Annotated in this window: 14 protein-coding genes and 1 other RNA gene; 3 read left to right on the forward strand and 12 right to left on the reverse strand. The window is 72.6% G+C overall.

Features of this window, described 5'->3' with window-relative positions; translation table 11 throughout:
• Positions 1-2 precede the first annotated feature (2 nt).
• From IE317_RS32115 to IE317_RS32155, 9 genes are all read right to left on the reverse strand, one after another.
• Positions 3-2,075, reverse strand: a complete 2,073-nt coding sequence (locus IE317_RS32115) for a magnesium transporter (RefSeq protein ID WP_191315116.1) — start codon at positions 2,073-2,075, stop codon at positions 3-5.
• The gene (locus IE317_RS32120; protein WP_191315117.1) at positions 2,072-5,023 is read right to left on the reverse strand and encodes an ATP-binding protein; all 2,952 of its coding nucleotides are present in this window, start codon (positions 5,021-5,023) and stop codon (positions 2,072-2,074) included. Before IE317_RS32120 ends, IE317_RS32115 begins: the two co-directional genes overlap by 4 nt.
• Before the next feature lie 3 nt (positions 5,024-5,026).
• Positions 5,027-5,512, reverse strand: coding sequence for a hypothetical protein (locus IE317_RS32125; RefSeq protein WP_191315118.1), 486 nt, complete (start codon positions 5,510-5,512; stop codon positions 5,027-5,029).
• Between the two features lie 10 nt (positions 5,513-5,522).
• Positions 5,523-5,792 (reverse strand): hypothetical protein, encoded by a 270-nt coding sequence (locus IE317_RS32130; protein ID WP_191315119.1) that lies wholly within the window; start codon positions 5,790-5,792, stop codon positions 5,523-5,525.
• A 453-nt stretch (positions 5,793-6,245) separates the two neighbouring features.
• Positions 6,246-7,100, reverse strand: coding sequence for an SCO6745 family protein (locus tag IE317_RS32135; protein WP_191315120.1), 855 nt, complete (start codon positions 7,098-7,100; stop codon positions 6,246-6,248).
• Between the two features lie 303 nt (positions 7,101-7,403).
• An RNA gene (gene rnpB, locus IE317_RS32140) (RNase P RNA component class A) lies at positions 7,404-7,796 on the reverse strand.
• Positions 7,797-7,816: 20 nt separating this feature from the next.
• Positions 7,817-9,052 (reverse strand): NAD(P)/FAD-dependent oxidoreductase, encoded by a 1,236-nt coding sequence (locus tag IE317_RS32145; protein WP_191315121.1) that lies wholly within the window; start codon positions 9,050-9,052, stop codon positions 7,817-7,819.
• Positions 9,049-9,861, reverse strand: a complete 813-nt coding sequence (locus tag IE317_RS32150) for a ferredoxin (RefSeq protein WP_191315122.1) — start codon at positions 9,859-9,861, stop codon at positions 9,049-9,051. The genes IE317_RS32145 and IE317_RS32150 overlap by 4 nt, the downstream gene beginning before the upstream one ends.
• Before the next feature lie 7 nt (positions 9,862-9,868).
• Positions 9,869-10,537, reverse strand: a complete 669-nt coding sequence (locus IE317_RS32155) for a DUF4142 domain-containing protein (protein WP_191315123.1) — start codon at positions 10,535-10,537, stop codon at positions 9,869-9,871.
• Positions 10,538-10,785: 248 nt separating this feature from the next.
• Between IE317_RS32155 and IE317_RS32160 the strand changes: the two genes are divergently transcribed.
• Genes IE317_RS32160 through IE317_RS32170 form a run of 3 tightly spaced genes read left to right on the forward strand, consistent with a single transcriptional unit; the run spans position 10,786 to position 14,652 of the window.
• Entirely contained in the window at positions 10,786-11,364 is a 579-nt protein-coding gene (locus tag IE317_RS32160; RefSeq protein WP_191315124.1) for a sigma-70 family RNA polymerase sigma factor, read from the forward strand.
• Positions 11,361-11,828: a hypothetical protein gene (locus IE317_RS32165; RefSeq protein WP_191315125.1), complete on the forward strand. Its 468-nt coding sequence runs from the start codon at positions 11,361-11,363 to the stop codon at positions 11,826-11,828. The genes IE317_RS32160 and IE317_RS32165 overlap by 4 nt, the downstream gene beginning before the upstream one ends.
• Before the next feature lie 31 nt (positions 11,829-11,859).
• A complete protein-coding gene (locus tag IE317_RS32170) occupies positions 11,860-14,652 on the forward strand; it encodes an AAA family ATPase (RefSeq protein WP_191315126.1) in 2,793 nt (930 codons plus the stop codon).
• Between the two features lie 2 nt (positions 14,653-14,654).
• Here the strand turns inward: IE317_RS32170 and IE317_RS32175 are convergent, their stop codons facing one another.
• The 3 genes from IE317_RS32175 to IE317_RS32185 form a co-directional block, all read right to left on the reverse strand.
• Positions 14,655-15,896, reverse strand: a complete 1,242-nt coding sequence (locus tag IE317_RS32175) for an SLC13 family permease (RefSeq protein ID WP_191315127.1) — start codon at positions 15,894-15,896, stop codon at positions 14,655-14,657.
• 161 nt (positions 15,897-16,057) lie between these two features.
• Positions 16,058-17,800: a hypothetical protein gene (locus IE317_RS32180; protein ID WP_191315128.1), complete on the reverse strand. Its 1,743-nt coding sequence runs from the start codon at positions 17,798-17,800 to the stop codon at positions 16,058-16,060.
• A gap of 184 nt (positions 17,801-17,984) precedes the next feature.
• Positions 17,985-19,244: a bifunctional RNase H/acid phosphatase gene (locus IE317_RS32185; protein WP_191315153.1), complete on the reverse strand. Its 1,260-nt coding sequence runs from the start codon at positions 19,242-19,244 to the stop codon at positions 17,985-17,987.
• Positions 19,245-19,251 lie beyond the last annotated feature (7 nt).

A 19,251-nucleotide genomic window follows, 5' to 3' on the forward strand; every position in this document is an offset into this window, starting at 1 on the left:
GGTCACCGCCCCATGACGTGGTCGGTGTCGCGCGGTTCCTCGCGGACCTCGATGCCCCGCGACGGCCGGTAGAGCACGAAGACCGGCTTGCCCGCGACGACCTCCGGGTCGACGCGCCGCGGCTGGGCGCGCACGCCGGGGGTGCGCGGCGCGTAGTCGCTGAAGCTCGACTCGGGCGGGCGCAGATCGGACGGCACGACGACGGGCTCGGGTTCGTCGCTCCAGCGCCGGTCGGCGACCGGCGAGGTGTCGACGCGCCGGCTCTCCTCCCGCGTCGTCGGACGGCCACCGGCCCCGACGACGACGTACTCGCCGCCGTCGCCGTTCGCCGGGTTGTACTGGCCGAACACCGGCGCGCCGGGACGCCCGCCCGCGGGCAGCGCGCCCGCGGAGCCGCCGCCTCCGACGGCCCCCGGCCACGCGCCGGACCAGGCGGCGGCCGGGCGGGAGGCGCCGGAGGCGTTGTCGAGGCGCTGGGCGTTGGCGAAGATGGTGGCTTCCGGCCGGAAGCGGCCGCCGCCGGCGGTGGCCCCGAGCGGGCCGCGCTGCTCGCCGTCGACGACGTCGTCGGTGTCGCGCACGGTCTGCCAGAACTCGTCCTGCGGGGTCGGGCCGCTGCGGTTGCGCCGGAACCGGGAGAAGATCCCGCCCCCGGGCGACGGCACGGCGGCGCCGACCATGCTGACCGACATCTCGACCATCTGCCACAGCCGCCGCACCGGCCGCCCGACCATGAACAGCAGCACGGTGATGAGCCCGGCGAGCACCATCTGCGTGAGCATGTTCAGCGAGTTGCCGGCGTCGAAGATGGCCTGCAGCAGCAGGGCGTGCACCCCGGCGAGCACGGAGAGCACGACGAGGTTGAAGGCGACACCGCCGGCGACCTTGAGCACGCGGCGCAGGATCTCCGGGTGCAGCAGGGCGACGAGGCCGATCAGCGGCGCGGTGAGCGCGAAGAGGCGGATGAGGACCTGGGCGAGGAGGACACTCGCCTTGGCCAGGAGCTGGAAGAGGGAGTAGACGAGGGCCTGGCCGAGGGAGAGGAAGCCCGCGCCGGTGCGGCCGCCGGCCTCGCCGGTGAAGTAGCCGGTGGCGGGGCCGAGCTTGGTGGAGATGTCCTTGTAGGCGTTCTTCTTGCCGTCGATGACCGACTGGTTGCCGTCGTCGCCGTTGCGCAGCTGCGCCCACGTGAACGCCTGCGCGTCCAGCAGCGGACGGCCGAACTGTTCCGCCTGCGGCGCGGTCGGCGAACCGAACTCCCCGCGGATCCAGTTCTTGTAAACGATCTCGTTGTGCAGGTTCGTCGGCAGCACGTGCCGCACGACGCGGTTGTCGGCGTCGTCGACGAACCCGGCCTGGATGTTCGTGGTGGTCTGGACGATCGCTTTGTCGATCGGGTCGAAGTACCGCAGCATCGCCAGCGACGACGCGGCGAGCCAGACGCCCGCCAGCGCGTACAACGCCCGTTTGCTGACCGCGGCGAGGTCACCGCGCCAGATGTTGCGGAACAACATGATCGACATGACGAGCGCGACCAGCCCGAACAGCTGGGCGTAGATGTTGTTGTAGACCTTCTCCGCGCCCGACTTCACCGCGTTGTAGAGCGGGTTGAGCAGGCCGCCCTCGAGCACGGTGTAGTGCAGCGAGTTGGTCGCGCCGACGATGTTCTTGCCCAGGTTGAACAGCTGGTTGCCGCCCCAGGTGTCGAGCGTCGAGCCCGGCGGGGTCAGGCTGATGCCGGAGCAGTTCGTTTCGAAGGTGTTCCAGACGAACCCGGCGTAGCTGTAGTCGACGTACGGGCTGCCCGCCTCGCCGTGGCCTTCGGCGGGGTCGATCGCGCCGACCATGCCCGCGCCGGGGCGTTCCGGGTTGGGGGCCTCGCCGCAGGCCGCCGCGCTCGCCGCCGGGGCGGTCGCGATGGCCTGCAGGCCCAGCACGAGCATGACGGCGAACATCGTCGCCTTGCGCCCCGGCGTGCGCCGCCCCGGCCGCGGGCCTTCCTTGATCCGCCGCTTGAGCGAATGCCATCCCGCGGCCAACGTCAGCACGACCGCCAGCGTCAGCACGGTGTTCATGCGGCGTCCCGGCCGGTGCCGCCCTTTCCGCCTGAGCGGGCGGGTTGCTGCTGCCCGTTGGACGGCTGGACCCCGCCCTCCACCTCGCCCGTCTCGGACGCCAGCGGGTCCGGCGCGCCCAGGAGGTTTTCGTCGGCGAGGCCGACCTCCAGTTCCGCCGCCAGCTCGAAGTCCTGCTCCAGCTCGATGTCGTCCTCCGGGGGCACGGCGACGTACGGCTTCTTCTCCTCCGCCGGCAGCGCCAGCTCGTTGCCCGGTCGCCGCGACGGGGCCGCGTCCTTCGAGCCCGGTGTCGTGTCCATGACCGCGCGGAGGTGGTCCAGGTGCGGGCCCGAGAAGTCGACGCGGATGCGCTCCACGCCGCCCGCGCCGTCGCCGAAGATGAACTGGCGGGGCTCGATGTCCCGCTCCAGGCCGCGCTGCGTGCCCGGACGACGGCCCAGCGCCGCGACGACCTGCTCGTACCCGACGCCCACCGGCACCTTCAACAGGCGAAGAGCATCCGCCTGGGCGTCGTCGTCGTCGAGACGCCCCACGAACACCGAGTCCAGCAGGGCCACGAAACCCTGGATCTTCAGGAAGTCCGCCGGGATCTGGGACGACAGCAGCACGCGGACGTTCCACTTGCGCGAGTCACGCGCGAAGCGGTTCATCAGCACGCGGCCGGTCGGGACCTCGGACAGGAAGAACGCCTCGTCGATCCAGACGCCCTTGCGCATCTCCTTCGGCTTCTCGTACACCGAGCGCTGGGTCAGCCACGCCGCCAGGTTCAGCATCTCGACGCCGAGGGACTCCGCGTCCGTCCAGTACTCGCGGGGGACGCCGTCCTTCGGCAGGGTCAGCCCGGCCATCGTCAGGACCGTCAGGCGGTCGTCGCGGGTCTCCGAGTACGGGTCCGCGTCCGTCTCCGGGATGAGCAGCGCCATCCGCTCGCGCATCTCGTCGAGGAAGTCCGCCACGACGCCCGCGTGCTCGTGGTGTTCCGACGAATCCCGGCGCAAGGCATCGATTACCTGGCCCGGATCCGCGTCGAAGCGGCCGCCGACGGCCCGCACCGCGCGCAGCAGCACGATCCGGGTCTGCGCCATCCGGGACACCTCGTAGGGCAGGACACCGGTCAGGACGTCGAGCACCAGCCGCCGCCGGGTCGCGCCCGCAAGGGCTTTCTCGCGGCGCCAGGAACGCTCGGGGTCGTCCTCGTCCATGAAGTGCTCGATCAGCGGCTCGGCGACCACGCGGTACGGGTTCAGGATCCCCGGCTGGGCGTTGAGCAGGTTGATCGGGCGCGCGTACGGCCGCAGTTCCGGCAGGTCGCACAGCCGCGACAGCGGCCCGGACGGGTCGAGGATCGTCCAGTTCGCCCCCGCGCGCAGCGTCTTGTAGACGATGCCGCCGCCGAGGAACGACTTACCACCACCCAGGCCCGCCACCATGGCCGTCAGGCCGGAGCCGTCGCGGATCTCCTGGGCCATCCACGGGTCCCAGGCCACCGGGCGGCGGGTCGCCGTGCACGTTTCGCCGAGCAGGATGCCGCGGCGGTCGCCGACCTCCGCGGTCGCCGTCGGGACCGCCGAGGACGCCCAGACCACCGAGCCGCGGCGCATGTACGCCGCCGAGGCGAGGGGCTCGCCCGGGATGAACTCCCGGGCCATCGCGTACTGGGCCTCGGGGTGCTCGATGGCGATCTTCGGCTTGTACAGGTCGAGCAGCTGCTGGGCCAGGCGCAGCGCGTCGCGCTCGGTCGGGCCGGACACCGCCAGCCGCCACCAGGAGCGGACGCGGGTGGCGAGCGCGGTGAAGCCCGACGTCATTTCGTCGTCGATCTCCAGCACGCGGCCGGCCTGCCGGGACAGCGACTGCGGCGGCTCGAGCTCGTGCTCGTCGGTGTAGTGCTTGACCTGCGAGCGGACCTTGTTCATCTGCCGCTGCAGCTCGCCGGCCACCTCTTCGGGGCGCCGGACGTAGATGCGCGCGGACACCTCGACCGCGGCGGGCAGCCGGTCGGCGTGCTGGATCCACGGGTCGTCGACCTCGGGGATCTGCAGGCCGTGCATCTGCCCGACGGTCAGGACCGCCAGGTGCCGCGAGACGCCGGCGTTGGAGCCGGTGCGGCCGCGGACGGTCACCGTCGGCGCGTACGGGTCGGCGTAGAAGTCGGCGGCGTCGGTGAAGCTGGCCAGGTCTTCGGGCTCCCAGGCCGCGCCCGGCACGGCGGGCATGTTCCGCGGCGCGGGCAGGCCGAGGGAACAGGACCGGTGCATCAGCCAGGACATCTCCTCGGCGTGCACCGGACGGCCTTCCAGCCCGGCACTGCCGATGACCTGGTCGAGGTGCTCGACCTCGGAGTCCAGCGCGGCCAGCTCGGCGTCGACGGCCTCGGGCAGGATCTTGCGCAGCACCGGCGCGGCCCGCTCGACCGCGCGGTCGACCATCCGCCGGGTCTGCACCTGGACCCCCAGGTAGACCTCTTTTTCGGCCATCGAGCGGCCCATCAGCTGCTGCTGCTCGCCGATCAGGTAGTCGTCGAAGGACAGCGCGCCCGGGACGTCGGCCGGGCGGCCGTGCGCGTTGTAGACGTGCGCCTCGGCCCACATCCGGATCGGGTACGGCCGGTTCGTCACGCGCAGGTGCAGCCAGCGGCCCTGCAGCTCGGCGTACTGGCCGGCGATGGCCGCGATCAGGTCGCGCCGCTGCGAGTCCGAGCGGAACGACCAGCGCTGCGGCGCCAGCCGGTACCAGGCGTAGACCTCGACGCCGGTGCGGACCAGGTGCCCGTCGATGCTGCGCACCGCGATCGACGGGGTGTACGCGGGAATCGCCTGCTCACCCGGCAGGCGCGCCTTGTTCCCCGAGCCGTTCCGCGACGCGCGGACCTGCTCGGGCGGTTGCCACGCGCCCGAGTGCGTGTCCCGACCCCGTTTACCTCGGCTACCGCCGCGACCGAACAACGACTACCTCCCGGCCCGAGCCGAGTTGCCCCGGCTCCGGCGCGCTCGTGGTGCTCCCTGGGTGAAAGCGGCGGCGCCCGGCGGGCCACCGTGGTGCTGGTACTGCCGCCTCCGCTTGTGCTTCGGCAGCGGGCGCTCGGCCCGTACCCGGACGCGGCTGGCGCTGACCGCGCCCCCGGTGCCCGTGGTCACCTCTCTGGGGGTGTTCAGTTCGCGCCCGGCCATCGCGACCACGGTGCCCAGCGGGCGCTCGTGGCTGATCTTGGACGTGAGCAGCCGGGTGATCACGATGGTGGCGACGAACGCCCACGCCGTCGAGAAGAACCCGAAACTCCACCCCACCCAGCGTTCGATGCCGAGCACGACGAAGAACGTCGGGATGCCGACGAGCCAGGCGACGTACCGGGCTCTCCAGGGAAAAGTCGCTTTCGGCGGGCCGAGCCACACGGCGTCGACCCGGTAGACCTCGTCATCAGTCCTGATGCGCACGCCGTCCGCCTCAGCCCGTGAACAGGCCGGCGAGCCACTTGCCGACGTCCACACCCGCACCGCTGACCGCGAGGCCGATGATGGCGAGCGCGATGACCACGCCGGCGAGCCGTCGCATGACACCGGCGTTGTCGCCCTTGCCGCCGCCGAGCCAGAGGAGCAGGAGTGCGACGGCCAGCAGCACGAGGGGGATGATGTTGTCGAGCAGCCACTGGCGCACGTTGCCCGTGCCCAGTTCGCCGCCGGCGGCCAGCGTGTCGAGGGTGGTCAAGGTCATCATCGCGATACTCCCGGTGCGCGGTGGGGGCCGCGCGGCTCTGGCTCAGGCGGTGCTTCGAACAACATCATGGGGGCTACGAGGGGTAGTGGTCAAAGTGCGCAGCGTAGAGGCCGGCTGGCTTGTCAACCGGCGTGGTGCGGATGGCACGCGAAATCTCCACGCCCACCATCATCGCGGCAAGGGCCCTCGGGTTGAACCCCGGCCACCCATACTTCTCAGTGTGCTGACGAACTCACCCCATTGCCCGGGATTTGCTCACTGTGGGTACTGACACTGTGGCCGTTGTGCGGCCTGGAACAGTGTTGCATGACACGAACGGCCGCCGCCCGCGAGTCCGCTCTGTGACGGTGGTCGGCCGGTCGACGGCCATGTCGATCTTGACCGCGAGCGCTGTCCGTCACGGGGTGTCCGATACTTCACAACTTTTTCACTACATAGCGTGGTCTTGGCGGTTCACGGCCGCCCGAGCGCGAAAACGCCGTCCGGGAAAGCGCCGGCCTCGACGAGACGCCGGCTGAGGCCGCGGCACAGCTCCTCGAGCCGGGCGGTCCGCTCGGGGCCCAGGTGGTCCCACGGCGCCCGCGCGGCCGTCTCGGTGGCCACCTCGAGGCGGTCGCGCAGCGCGACACCCGCGTCGGTCAGCCCGCCGTCGGCGCCGAGGATGCCGCGGTCGGTCAGCCGGGTCTCGGCGGCGGCCCACTGCTCGTCGCTCCAGCCGCGGGTGAGCTTGGCGGCGGCGAGGTTGAACCCGCGTCCGGTCGCGCTGTGGGTGACGAGGGCTTCGAGCCCGCTGAGCCCTTCCAGGACGAGCGCGGCGATGTGCCCGTCACCCCGGTACTCGCGGAGCAGGGTGACGGCGTGCCAGAGCACGAGGTGCGGCTCGCCCGGCCAGGGCAGTCCGGCGTGCGCGGCGTAGAGCGGACGGCCTTCCCCGCGGCACCCGGCGGTGGCTTCCCGCGCGAGCTCGGCGGCTTCGGCGACCTCGTCGCTCTTGACGTGGTCGCCGAGCAGCCGGGTCAGCGCCTTGCCGGTGCCGTCGAAGCGGGCGTCGAGGACCTGCTCCGGCGTGGCGAGGGTCCAGGCGCGCGGGATCGTCCGGGCGACGACCTCGGGGTTGAAGTTGTAGAAGGTGGCCGCGACGACCTCGGGCCCGACGGCCCCCATGGCCGCGGCCCGGCCCGCGAAGTACGGCATCCGCCCCGGCCGGAGCCCGGCGCCGGTGAGCGCGGCGTCGACTTCGGGCGCGAAGTACACGAAGGCGTGCAAGGAATCGAAAGCCGACTTGAACCGCTGCTCGTCACCCGCCATCCCCGCACCCTACTACCGGGTAACCACGCAACGGAACCACAATCGCGGCACCCGGAGGGTCGGCCTGCGCACCTGGAGAGTCGGCTTGCGTACCTGGAGAGTCGGCTTGCGTACCCGGAGGGTCGGTTGGTGTGCCGGAAGGGGCATCACGCGTGATCCAGGAGGCATCTCGCGTGACTGGGCGGGCATCGGGCGTGACTGGGCGGGCATCACGTCGATGCCCGCTCGATCACGCGTGATGCCCCGCCAAGCACGCGTGATGCCCCGTGGATCACGCGTGATGCCTCCCCGAGCACGGGTGGGCGGACGAGCCGGCATGTAAGCCGGATCCTGTTCCCCGGTCGCCTTGCGGCTCGCGGGGCGGCGGCCATCCATCTCGGCCTGCCGTCGCCGGCAGGCTCCAGCGGCCTACCCGCAGGCTCGGACGGGCCGTCCTCGAACGCCTGCGCAGGAGCCCGGGGGCTCCCTCTTGGCCTTGCTCCGGGTGGGGTTTACCTAGCCGTCCCGGTCACCCGGGACGCTGGTGGTCTCTTACACCACCGTTTCACCCTTACCCCCGCCGGAAGCGGGGGCGGTCTGTTTTCTGTGGCACTTTCCCGCGGGTCACCCCGGGTTGCCGTTAGCAACCACCCTGCCCTGCGGAGTCCGGACTTTCCTCGAGCCGGTCACCCGGCTCGCGACCGCCCTGCCAGCTCGTCCGCAGGCTGGATCGTAGCTCAGTGACCGGCCACCGCCCCGGTGCGGTGGCGCGGCCGGACCTCGGGCGGCGGCTCGGCGGGCGCCGGGTGCTGGCGGGCCAGCTCCGCGGTCCAGTGGAGGACGGCGGCCGGGCTGTCGAGACCGATCAGGCCGACGAGCCGGCCTTGGCGGACGAAGCCGGTGATCGGCCGGGTGCCCGGGACCGGCGACTCCAGCAGCACGGTGTCGGTCGCCAGTGCCGGGCGGCCGGCGACCTGGATCCGGACGCCGTGCTGCTCGGACCAGTACCGCGGCACCGGCGTGTAGGCCGGCGAGCCCTGGGGGCCGGCGAGCAGGTTCTGGGCGGCGGCCCGGCTCATCTCCACGGCGTTGAGCCAGTGCTCCTCCCGCTGCGGAGTGGGGTCGAAGCGGAGGTTGGGCCAGCGGGCGACGTCACCCGCCGCGACGATCGTCGACGAGCCGACGACGTGGCAGGTGGGTCCGCAGACGACGCCGTCGTCGAGCGGCAGCTTGGCGCCGCGCAGCCAGGACACCGCCGGGACGCTGCCCACGGCGACGACCACGCAGGCGACCTCGAGGGCGCGGCCGTCGGCGAACTCGAGGCCGACGTGCGTGCGCGCGGGCCGCCAGCGGCGGATGGTGGTGCCGAGTTCGAGGTGGACGCCGCGGGCGGTGTGCAGCGCCGTGAGCCAGTCGCCGATGTCGGGCCCGAGGACGTCGGCGAGCAGCGACCTCTCGCGTCCGAAGAGGACCACCTCGCGGTTCATCTCGCGCAGGCTGGAGGCGACTTCGCAGCCGATGAAGCCGTCGCCGATGACGGCGACCGGGCCGGGGTTGGTGCCGAGGGCGCGCTGGAGGGCGATCGTGTCGGCGAGGGTGCGGACGACGACCACGCGCGGGTGGCCGTGCGGCGCGCCCGGCAGGCGGCGCGGTTCGACGCCGGTGGCGATGATCAGGCCGTCGTAGTGCAGTTCCTCGTCGCGCAGGTGCACGACCTGCCGGTTCGGCGAGAGCCCGGTGACCGGCGTGCCGAAGCGCCATTCGGCGTCGACTTCGAGGGGGTCGGCGAGCAGCGTGTCGGCGCGGCTGACCGCGCCGACGAGCAGCTGCTTGGACAGCGCCGGGCGGTGGTAGGCGATGTCGGGTTCGGCGCCGAGGACGACGACTTCGCCGTCGAACCCGAGTTCGCGCAGCCGTTCGGCCGCGCGCAGGCCGGCCAGGCCGGCTCCGGCGATGACGATGCGTTCGCTCATCGGGTGGCTCCCAACAGGTGGATGGCTCTCATGGGGCAGGCGCGCGCGGCGGCCTGGACGTGCGGGACGAGCTGGGCACCCGGGCGCTTCTCGTAGGCGAGCTGCCCGTCCTGGCCGAGCTGGAAGACCTGGGGCGCCTCCGACTGGCAGACCCCGTAGGCGTGGCAGCGCTGGCTGTCGACGTCGACGCGCACGGTGGCCGGTTCCGGGTCGTCCCCGGGTGGCGGCGGCGTGACGAGCCCCGCGCGGGCCAGCACCGCGGCGGGCAGCACCCGCAGGACCGACAGCAGGACCGGCGGGGCGAGCAGCGTGAGGCCGGCGAGCCAGACGACGGCGAGGTGCCCGCTGGAGATGGCGCCGAGCCAGGCGTGCGCGGCGAGCAGGCCGATGGCGAGGTAGCCCACCTGGTGGAAGCGCAGCCAGCGGCCCGGCCCGGCGCCGCGGCGCAACCCCGCCGTCACCGACACCGCGATGACGAGCTCGAGGCCCGCGATGCCCAGCGCGTGCCGCGGGGTGCCGTCGTAGAAGGGCAGGAGCAGGTCGGCGACGCCGAACGGGTCGTCCTCCAGGAAGAGGAAGGTCAGCCCGTGCAGGGTGCCGGTGGCCAGGGTGAACGCGGCGAGCACGACGTGCCCGGTGCGGATCGCGTCCTGGCCGCTGAACCGGCGGACCCAACCGGTGGCGGCCAGGACGCCCCAGCACAGCGTCAGGCACATGCAGAGGTAGGTGAGGCGGCCGGAGAGCGCGGCGGCCTCGGCAATCCCGGTGTCGTGCGGCGACACCGTGATCAGCGCGGCGGACGGGGACATGGGGCGGCTACCTCCGGGTGCGCGGCTGGGGCCTGCCGGGGGTTCCGAGCAGGCGGAGCAGGCCGAACGTGGCGACGGCGGCGAGGGCCACGAGAACGGCGCCGGCGGCGATCGCCCCGCCGCCGAGGGTGTCGTCCTCAGTGGCGGAGACGAGCAGGGACGTGGTCTCGGCGAGCCCGGTGCTCTCCAGGAGCGTCAGGTGCCCGAGCGAGGTGTCGACGGCGGTCTGGGCGAACGCGCGGACGTCGTCGTCGCGGGTGCCCGCGCGGACGTCGGAGGCGAGCCCGAAGAGCGTCCCGTACTCGGCGCGGAGGCGGTTCACATAGGCGCGGTCGAAACTGTCGCCGGAGTCGGCGGCGATCTCGTCGGCCCAGCCGCGCTCCTGGTCGGTCGGCTCCCCCGGCAGGGTGACCGCGAGCCGGTCGGCGACCGCGCGCAGGGCGACGTCGAGACGGGCCTGGTCGTCGGCGATGCGGACGGCGACGGCACGCACGCGCCGGTTGGTGGCCCGGTCGACGGCGAGCCTGCTCGACGGCACGGCCCACAGCGTGTGCTGCTTGAGCCGGGTCAGCAGGGCGCGGTCGGTCTGCTGCAGTTCCCCGGCCGACGCCGGCACGGCACAGCCCAGCGCCAGCGCGGTCGCAGCGGCCAGCAACGCCACCAATCGGAGCGGCATCCCCGTTGTCCCTTCGCGAAGAAGTCCTCACCTCCTGGTACGGGGAGAACGCGCGATCCGGTTCTCGCCGTCACCTTTTAGTGACCTGTGACCTGCATCACAAGACACATTGTGAACCGGTCTGCGGCCACCCGTGCGGAGGCGCCGCCGAATTAAGTCGGGAAACTAATGCATATGGCCTATTAAGTGTTTTTGCGCTACGCTCCGATGACCCCACGGTCCGCCAGTCAGGTGAGGTTGCGAGCTTTATGGAAGCACTGGGAAGAGAAGGTCGCGGCCACGTCGGCTACGCGTCGTCCGCAACCGCGGTCGACACCGGCCCCGCCACCGGAGACGATCTCGTCCCGCTGCTCTACAAGGACTTCCGCGCCACCCTGTTTGCGCAGGTCATGAGCCTGACGAACCATGACCGGCAGTGGACCGAAGACGTGGTGCAGGAGACCATGATCCGGGCCTGGCAGCACTCCGACACGCTCGAGCGCGAGCCCGGAATGCTGCGCGGATGGCTGCTCACCGTGGCCCGGCGGATCGTCATCGACGGCTGGAGGAATCGCCGCGTCCGCCCGCAGGAGGTCGCTCTGGAGATCCCGGAAAACGCCGAGTCCACGGACCGCACGGACAGCTCGTTAGCCGCGCTAACGATTACTCGGGCATTGCGGGAACTGGACGCCAAATATCAGTCGGTCATCTACGAGACGTATCTCGCGGGAAACACCGTTCGGCAGGCTGCGGAAATTCTCGGAATTCCGGAGGGAACCGTCAAATCGCGGTTGTACACGGCGATGCGGCAATTGCGGAAGGCGCTCGGGGAAGTGACGATCCGATGAGCGGGCGGAAGGGGGAGGCCGCGGCCTACGGGCTCGGCGTCCACGACGATCCGGAGGAGTTCGAAGCCCACCTGCGGGGCTGCGCCCGCTGCCGGGGCCGGGTCGCCGGGTTCACCCCGGTGGCCGGCGCATTGGCCGAGGCGGTGCGGCTCGGCTACCTGCCGCCGGGCGACGGGGCGGCCCGGCGCCGGAAGTCGGCCGGGGCGGCGGCCCTGCGGGGTCCTGCGGCCGGCCCGCTCCTGCTGCTCGCGCTGGGCGTGGCCGCAACGACTCTTGCGGGGGTCCGGGTGGCGGAGCCCCCGGCCCGCGGCGAAGCCGCGGATGCCATGGCCTTCTGCGGGCACCGGCCGGCTGTCGGGAAGATCCGGTTCGCAACCGCTGCGTCCATCGTCTCCCCTGGTCAGGTCGTTGCCGGTACCGGCAGCGGACCTCGGTCACTCCCGTGGTCGGCCGGTTTCCAGTAGTCTGCCCCAACCCAACATGAAAGTCCTTACGGTGGATACCGAAGTAAATCCCGAGCACCCCGCCAGCGGGGCTTCGGTACCGAAGCGTCCCGCCCCGCGGCTCCCCGGCCGCGAGCCCGAGCTCGGCCGCTTGACCGGTCTCTTCCCGGTCGTGCTGGACGGCACGGCCGCCAGCGCGGTGCTGGCCGGCGAGTTCGGCATGGGCAAGAGCGCCCTCCTGCGGACCACCGCGGCGCTGGCCGCGGACGCGGGCTTCACCGTCGCGATGGCCACCGGATCGCGGCTGGAGAGCCACCTGGCCGGCGGGGTCGCCCGTCAGCTGGCCGACGCGCTCGAGGAACCGGGCTCGCCGCCGCGCCCGCCCGTCGCCGAGCTGTGCGGGGCGGCCGGCGAGAGCGAAGCCCTCGACCTCTTCTTCCGGATCGTCCGCGACGCGACCGAGCGGGGTCCGCTGCTCCTCGGCATCGACAACATCCACCTGGCCGACGCCTGGTCCATGCGGTGCCTGGCCTACCTCCGCAGCCGCGTGCTCGACCTGCCGGTGCTGATCGTCCTGACGTCGGTCGTCGGCTACCCGCCGCACCGCGAGGTCGCGCTGCTGGACATGGTGGGGAGCACGCCGGTCACGATCACGCTGAACGGCCTCGGCGACGCGGCCGCGGCGGAGATCCTCGGCCTCGCCCCCGGGGACCTGGCCACCACCTGCCGCGAGGCGACCGGCGGCAACCCGGTGCTGCTGCAGGCGCTGCGGCCGCGGCTGCTGCCCGGCGCGGACCCGCACGAGCTCGGCTCGTCGCTGATCGGCCAGGTGCTCACCACCAGGGTGCAGGAGTTCCCGCACGCGCCGGCCATCCTGCACGCGGCGGCGATCCTCGGCGAGGACGCCGGTTTCGACCTGCTGGCCCGGCTGGCCGGCGTCGACGAGCTCGACGCGCTGCAGGCCATCGACACCCTGGTCCGGCTGCACGTGCTCAACAACAGCGACCAGCCGGCGCTGACCTACTCGTTCGTCCGCAACTCGCTGCTGAAGGACATGCCGCAGACCACGCGAGCGGTCAACCACTCCCGGGCGGCGAAGCTTCTGATGGAGGCGGGGGCGCCGCCCGAGCGCGTGGCCGCCCACCTGCTGGAAGCGACGTCGATCCGGATCCCGTGGGCGGTGGACGTGCTGCGGCTGAGCGCGCGCGACGCCGTGTTCTCCGGGCGGGCCGAGCTGGCCGCCCGGCACCTGCGGCGGGCGCTGGAAGAGCGGCTGACGTCCGGACGCCGGATGGCCGTGCTGCTGCAGCTCGCGCACGCGGAGTTCCAGTTCGACCCGCCCGCCGCGGCCAAGCGGGTGCGGGAGGCCGTCGACACGGTCGGCAACCGCGAGACGGCCGCGTACATCGCCACCGCGATGCTGCTGTCGCTCTGCGGCGGCCAGGACGCCCGGCTCGGGATCAGCGCGGCGGGCCAGATCGCCGCACGGCTCGACGCGGGTGGCCCGGACGCGGTGTGGCCGCTGCTGTGCATGACCTACCTCGCCGAGGCCGGCAGCAGGCTCGGGCCGCCCCCGGAGTTCCGCGACTTCGAGGAGCAGTGGGCGCCGCTGACCGACCCGGCGGCCCAGCGGAGCCGCTCGGCGCTGCTGGCGCTGGACGCCGTCCGCAGCGGCGAGTCGGCGCAGGAAGCCGTCGGGCACTTCGCCGACGCGCTGACCGGCGACGACGGCGACCTGTTCGAACAGCACTACTTCTTCACGCTGGCCACCGCGGTGCTCGCGGACGAGCCCGCGCACGTCGACCGGCTGTGCCGGGTCCTCGACGTCGAGCGCGAGCCCTGGGACGTGCACGTGCCGCACGGCGCGCTGCCCACCCTGGCCCGCGGGATCGCGCTGCAGGCCAGCGGCGACCTGCAGCGCGCGAGCGTCCACTTCGAATCGCTGCTGCGCCGCTTCGACGAGCGCGGCGGGACGACGACCTGCCCGGTCGGCGTGCTGTGCGCGGCGAAGCTCGTCGAATGCTGGGTGGACCTGGGCCGCTTCGAGGCGGCGACGTCGCTGCTGGACCGGATGGACTTCGTGGCCAGCCAGGGCCTGTTCACGCACACGTACCTGCTGTACGCGCGCGGGCGCCTGCGCGTGGCGACGGGCTACACGCGCTTCGGATTCGAGGACCTGCTGAGCTGCGGCCGGCGCCTGGCCCACCACGGGATGCGCTTCCCGGGGTTCGTGCCGTGGCGCGCGCACGCGGCCCGGGCGGCGCTGGCGCTGGGCCAGACCGACGACGCGGCCCGGCTGGCCGAAGAGGACATCAACGCCTCGGCCCGCTGGGGCGCGGCCCGCCCGCTGGGCACGGCGCTGACGACGATGGGCCTGGTCCGCGAGGACGACGAGGCCGAGCGGGCGCTGCAGAAGGCGATCACGACGCTGCGCACGTCACCCTCGCGGCTGCAGCTGGCGACGGCGCTGACGGAGCTGGGCACGCTGCAGGCCCGGCACGGGCAGTCGGAGAAGGCGATCGAGACGCTGCGGCAGGCGGTGGAGCTGAGCGAGCAGTGCGGGGCCCGTCCGCTGGCCCGCCGCGCGGCGGAGGAACTGCGCTCGTCGCGGCGGGCGTTGACGCCGGCGAAGGACAACGAGCACGGGCTGACCCGGCAGGAGAACCGCATCGCGGTGATGGCGGCCCAGGGGCTGACCAACCGCGAGATCGCCACGGCGCTGCACCTGACGCGGCGGACGGTGGAGCTGCACTTGTCCGGGGCGTACCGCAAGCTGGGGATTCCCGGGCGGGCCGAGCTCGGCGGGGCGCTGGCGAAGTCTTCGCAGCGGGCGGACGGCCGCTGAGGTCAGCCCGCGAGACCGAGGCCCAGCCAGAGCGCGACGGTGGCCGCGGCCAGGCACAGCGGGGTGGTGAGCGCACCCAGGGCGTGGAAGGTCTTGAAGGAGGGCGGCTTCGGGAGCGTCCGGCGCCACAGCAGCGTGGCGAGTGAGCCGAGGTAGCTCACGTTCGGGCCGATGTTGACGCCGAGCAGCACCGCCAGCAGCACGCCCGGCGCCGGGTGCGGGCCCAGCACCGACAGCAGGATGAGCGTGGCCGGGAGGTTGTTGACCAGGTTGGCCAGCAAGGCGGCCACCCCGGCCGCGACCAGCAGGTCGACCAGGCCCGTCGACGTCGGCAGGAGATCGCGCAGCACGCCGCCGAGCACGTGCTCCGACACGGCTTCGACCACGACGGCCAGGCCCAGCACGAACAGGCACAGCTGCGGCGCCGCCTCGGTGACCAGCTGCCACGGCCGGATCTTGCCCTGCGCAACGGCACGCACGCCGAGGATGAGCGCGGCCAGCGCGGCGATCCACCCCGGCTCGACGTGCCCGAGCTGCCCGACGGCGAACCCGGCGAGCGTCAGACCGAGGACGACCAGGGCGAAGGTCGGCGTCTCGAGGTGCTGCCGCGGTTCCGGCGTCTCGCGCGGGCGCAGGTCGGCCTTGAAGAACCACAGGAACACGGCCAGCTCTAGACCGATCGTGACGAGCCACGGCAGAGCCATCAGCGCGGTGAACCCGGCGAACGTCAGCCCGGACGCGGCGAAGGCGAGCAGGTTCGTCAGGTTGGAGACGGGCAGCAGGGTCGACGCCGAGTTGGCCAGGTGCGCGCAGGCGTAGACGTGCGGCCGCGCGGGGAGTTCGAGGCTGGTGGCGGTGGCGAGGACGACCGGCGTGAGCAGGACGACGGTGGCGTCCAGGCTGAGGATCGCGGTGACCCCCGCCGCGGCGGCGAAGGTGAGGACGAGCAGCCGCCGCGGACGCCCGTGGCAGGCCTCGGCGAGCCGGTTGCCGAGCCAGCTGAAGACGCCGTCGACACTGGCCAAAAAGGACAGAAGGAGAATGGCGGCCAGAAAGCCCAGGGTGGGCAGGATTTCCACGGCCCGCTCCCCGGCGGCGGCCGGATGCACGAGGCCGAGAAGAAGGGCGACGCCGGCGGCCGGAACGGCGGCGACGGCTTCCGGCCACCCCCGCGGCCGGACGATGGCGAAGACGAGCACACCGGCCAGGAGCAGCAGGCCGGCCCCGCCCGCGAGGAGGTTCACGCGTTCACGCTAACTGCGCCCGGTTTCTGTCGGTGCCACCGGGTAGCGTGGAAACCGGGGGGCGCCCCCGCGGGCGGGAGTCCGAAGTGGACTTCGCGGGCGAAAGCGCCGCCGCGTGACCAGAGCGGATCCGGCCCCGGTCACGCCGGTTCCGGGGTCGATCAGCTGGGCATCGTGATGGTCTGGCCCGGCTTCATCGTCGCGCCGCAGTCGTCGAGCGGGCCGCCGAAGCGGTCGGCCGCCACGGCCGGGATCGTCTTCGCCGCGTAGTCCTGGGCCGCCTTCAGCTTGGCCGGGTCCGTCACCGCGTCGCGGCGGACCCAGTCGCCGTTGCGGAGGCCCTCGATCGGCGACGAATAGATCAGCACGTAGTCGCGGTCCAAGCGCGGGTCCAGCGCGATGCCGTTGCCCGCCGCCCAGGGGCCCCACGAGTGGATGAACGTCGGCTTGACCGTGTCGAACACGTAGTTGCGCAGGCCGGCCAGGTCGTTGTCGTGCACCAGATCGGCGATCGGCTTGTTGACCAGGCCCGCCATGTCGACCAGCTCGAGCCGGCTGGTCATCGACGAACCGCCGAGGTCCGGCAGCAGCAGCGACGCCTTCTGCAGGCCGAGGATGTCGGCGTAGGTGTTGAAGCCGCGGCCGAAGCGGTCGGCCACCAGGCACGCCGTGATGTTCGGGTTCTTCGCGAACTTGTCCGCCGCGGCCGCGAACCCGACCGCCGACGGGACGAACGCGCCCACCAGCACCACGACGACGCCGACGCGCAGCAGCGCCTGCCGGTGGCGCAGCAGCTCACCGGCCGACAGCGTGCCCGCGATGACCGCCAGCGGCCAGATCGGGCTGGCGAACCGGTGCTGGTACATCCAGTCGGCGACCATCACGCCGTACGCGACGATCCCGAGCCCCAGCGGCACCAGCAGCGCGATCAGCGGACGCCGCCACGGCGCCTTGACCAGCGCGAACACGATCACCAGCGCGAGCGCGATGACACCGGCCCAGCCCGCGTAGCCGACCAGCTCGAACGGCCGCTTCACCGCGTCGATCCCGGGCAGGCCCTGCTGCTTGGCCACCGACGGGTTGGCCAGCAGCCGCCCGAACTCCGAGTGCCGCCACACGACGTACGCGCCGAACGGCACGGCGAACGCCGCCACCGACAGCAGCGCGAGCCGGAAGCTCTTCCAGAACAACCCCGAACGCAGTAGGAACAGCGCCGCCAGCGGGTACGCGCCCGCGTAGATCAGGCCTTCCGGGCGGGTCAGCGCCGCGAACGCCACCATGACCCCGGCCCACAGCGCGACCTTCGGCGTCAGCAGCTTGTCGCGCTGCACCGACACGAACAGCGTCACACCCAGCGTGACGACGGCGAACGCGAACAGCGAGTTCTCCAGGCCGGAGACGACCCAGATGACGTACGACGGGATCGTCGCCAGCGTGAGGCCGACGACCAGGGTGGCCAGCCAGGCGAAGCGGGTGAAGATCTGCTTCGCGGCGATGTAGCAAGCCGTCAGGACGCCGCCGGTGAACAGCAGGCCCAGCGCCTTCGGGAACAGCACGTAGTCCGGGATGCCGAAGAGCGCGCCGTGGTCGAAGAGGCCGACGAGCTTGCCGAGGCCGAGCAGCACCATCCACGTCGGGTCAGAGAAGCCCTCGACCGGCGGGGCGCCCGGCTGCAGCACCGGGCCGAGGCCGTCGGCGAAGCTGCGGGCGTAGGAGAAGGTGATGGCGGCGTCGTCGACGATCCAGTGGCCGTAGCGGGTCGCGTGGACGGCGACGGCCGCGACGCCGGCGAGCACCGCCAGCACCGGTGCCAGCCGCGCGCCCCAGCCGCGGGTGGCCGTGGTGGTGGCCGGGTCCTCGGGGACGTCGCTCGGGGAGGTCTCGGTGAGTGCGCTAGCCGTCATGTCCTCGTCACTGTTCCGCCCGCAGGCTTCTGCCGGTGGGATACGCGCGAGCTGGCGCCCCCTGACTGGGTCGATCTTGCCGACCCGCCACCGCGGCGACGCGGTCGAGACACTGTAGCCAATACCCCATCCGGGGTCCGCCACGCGTCGGGGTTGAGCGTGATCCAACCCACATTTTCGCCGGTCAGACCAGGTGCGAAGTGTCGTTGACGAGACGGACCGAAGCGTTCCCGTCCGGGTAGAACTCGACGATCGACAGCGACGCCAGGTCCAGGTGCAGGCGGAACAGCAGCTGCGGACCGGCGTCGAGGCCCATCCGGAGCAGGGTCTTGATCGGCGTCACGTGGCTGACCAGCACCAACGTCTTGCCACCGTGCTCGGCGATGAGCTCGTCGCGGGCCTTGCGGACGCGCCGGTGGACGACGTCGAAGCTCTCCCCGCCGGGCGGCGGCACCGAGCTGTCGCCCAGCCAGGAGCGGTGCAGGTCCGGGTCGCGGTCGGCCGCCTCGGCGAACGTCAGGCCTTCCCACTCGCCGAAGTCGGTCTCGATCAGGCCGGGGTGGGTCTCGACGCGGCCGCCGAGCGCGTCGGCGACGGCCTGCGCGGTCTGCTTCGTGCGGGTGAGCGGCGAGGAGATGATCGGGACGGCCTCGCCGTCGATGACCAGCCCGTCCATCGCGGCCAGCCGCTTCGCCGCCGCGGCGGCCTGCGTGCGGCCCAGCTCGGTCAATGGGACGTCGCCGCGGCCGGAGTAGCGCCGCAGCGCCGACATCTCGGTCTGGCCGTGGCGCAGCAGGAGCAGCCGGGTCGGGGTGCCCTGGGCGCCGGTCCAGGCCACGGCCGTGCGGTCGGGCTTGCGGGTCGGCAGCTTCGGCTTGGCGACCGGGTCGGCGGGGGCGCCGGTGACGGGGTCCACGGCTGCGCCGGTCTTCGCGGCGGCCGCGGTCCTTCCCGCCGGGCCGGGGCGGCCGGCGGCGGGCTTGCCGGTGGCCGCGTCCATGGCCTCGTTGGCCAGCCGGTCGGCGTGGGAGTTCTGCGCCCGCGGGATCCACTCGTACTTGACCCGGGAGAAGCCCGCGGCCAGTGCCTTGGCCCGCTCGGCCAGCGGCTGCATGTCCGGGTGCTTGATCTTCCAGCGCCCGGACATCTGCTCGACGACCAGCTTGGAGTCCATCCGGACGTCCACAGTGGACGCGCCCAGCTCGGCCGCGGCGGTCAGCCCGGCGATCAGGCCGCTGTACTCGGCGACGTTGTTGGTGACCACGCCGAGGCTTTCCTTGCGCTCGGCGAGGACGTCGCCGGTGGCGGCGTCGCGGACCACCGCGCCGTAGCCGGCTGGGCCCGGATTGCCCCGGGAGCCGCCGTCGGCTTCGACGACGACATGCTTCGGGGGGTCCGTGGGGGCGGAGCCCCCCGGGCGGGGTGCGGGGGTTGCACCCCCCAAGACGACG

This window comes from Amycolatopsis bullii, assembly GCF_014654205.1.
Lineage (GTDB): Bacteria > Actinomycetota > Actinomycetes > Mycobacteriales > Pseudonocardiaceae > Amycolatopsis > Amycolatopsis plumensis.

What these genes read in the sequence shown, in the direction of transcription:
- IE317_RS32130 (WP_191315119.1), bottom strand. Translation starts at nt 5,792, where the DNA reads ATGATGACCTTGACCACCCTCGACACGCTGGCCGCCGGCGGCGAACTG.
- IE317_RS32115 (WP_191315116.1), bottom strand. Translation starts at nt 2,075, where the DNA reads ATGAACACCGTGCTGACGCTGGCGGTCGTGCTGACGTTGGCCGCGGGA.
- IE317_RS32150 (WP_191315122.1), bottom strand. Translation starts at nt 9,861, where the DNA reads ATGTCCCCGTCCGCCGCGCTGATCACGGTGTCGCCGCACGACACCGGG.
- IE317_RS32165 (WP_191315125.1), top strand. Translation starts at nt 11,361, where the DNA reads ATGAGCGGGCGGAAGGGGGAGGCCGCGGCCTACGGGCTCGGCGTCCAC.
- IE317_RS32155 (WP_191315123.1), bottom strand. Translation starts at nt 10,537, where the DNA reads ATGCCGCTCCGATTGGTGGCGTTGCTGGCCGCTGCGACCGCGCTGGCG.
- IE317_RS32160 (WP_191315124.1), top strand. Translation starts at nt 10,786, where the DNA reads ATGGAAGCACTGGGAAGAGAAGGTCGCGGCCACGTCGGCTACGCGTCG.
- IE317_RS32180 (WP_191315128.1), bottom strand. Translation starts at nt 17,800, where the DNA reads ATGACGGCTAGCGCACTCACCGAGACCTCCCCGAGCGACGTCCCCGAG.
- IE317_RS32145 (WP_191315121.1), bottom strand. Translation starts at nt 9,052, where the DNA reads ATGAGCGAACGCATCGTCATCGCCGGAGCCGGCCTGGCCGGCCTGCGC.
- IE317_RS32135 (WP_191315120.1), bottom strand. Translation starts at nt 7,100, where the DNA reads ATGGCGGGTGACGAGCAGCGGTTCAAGTCGGCTTTCGATTCCTTGCAC.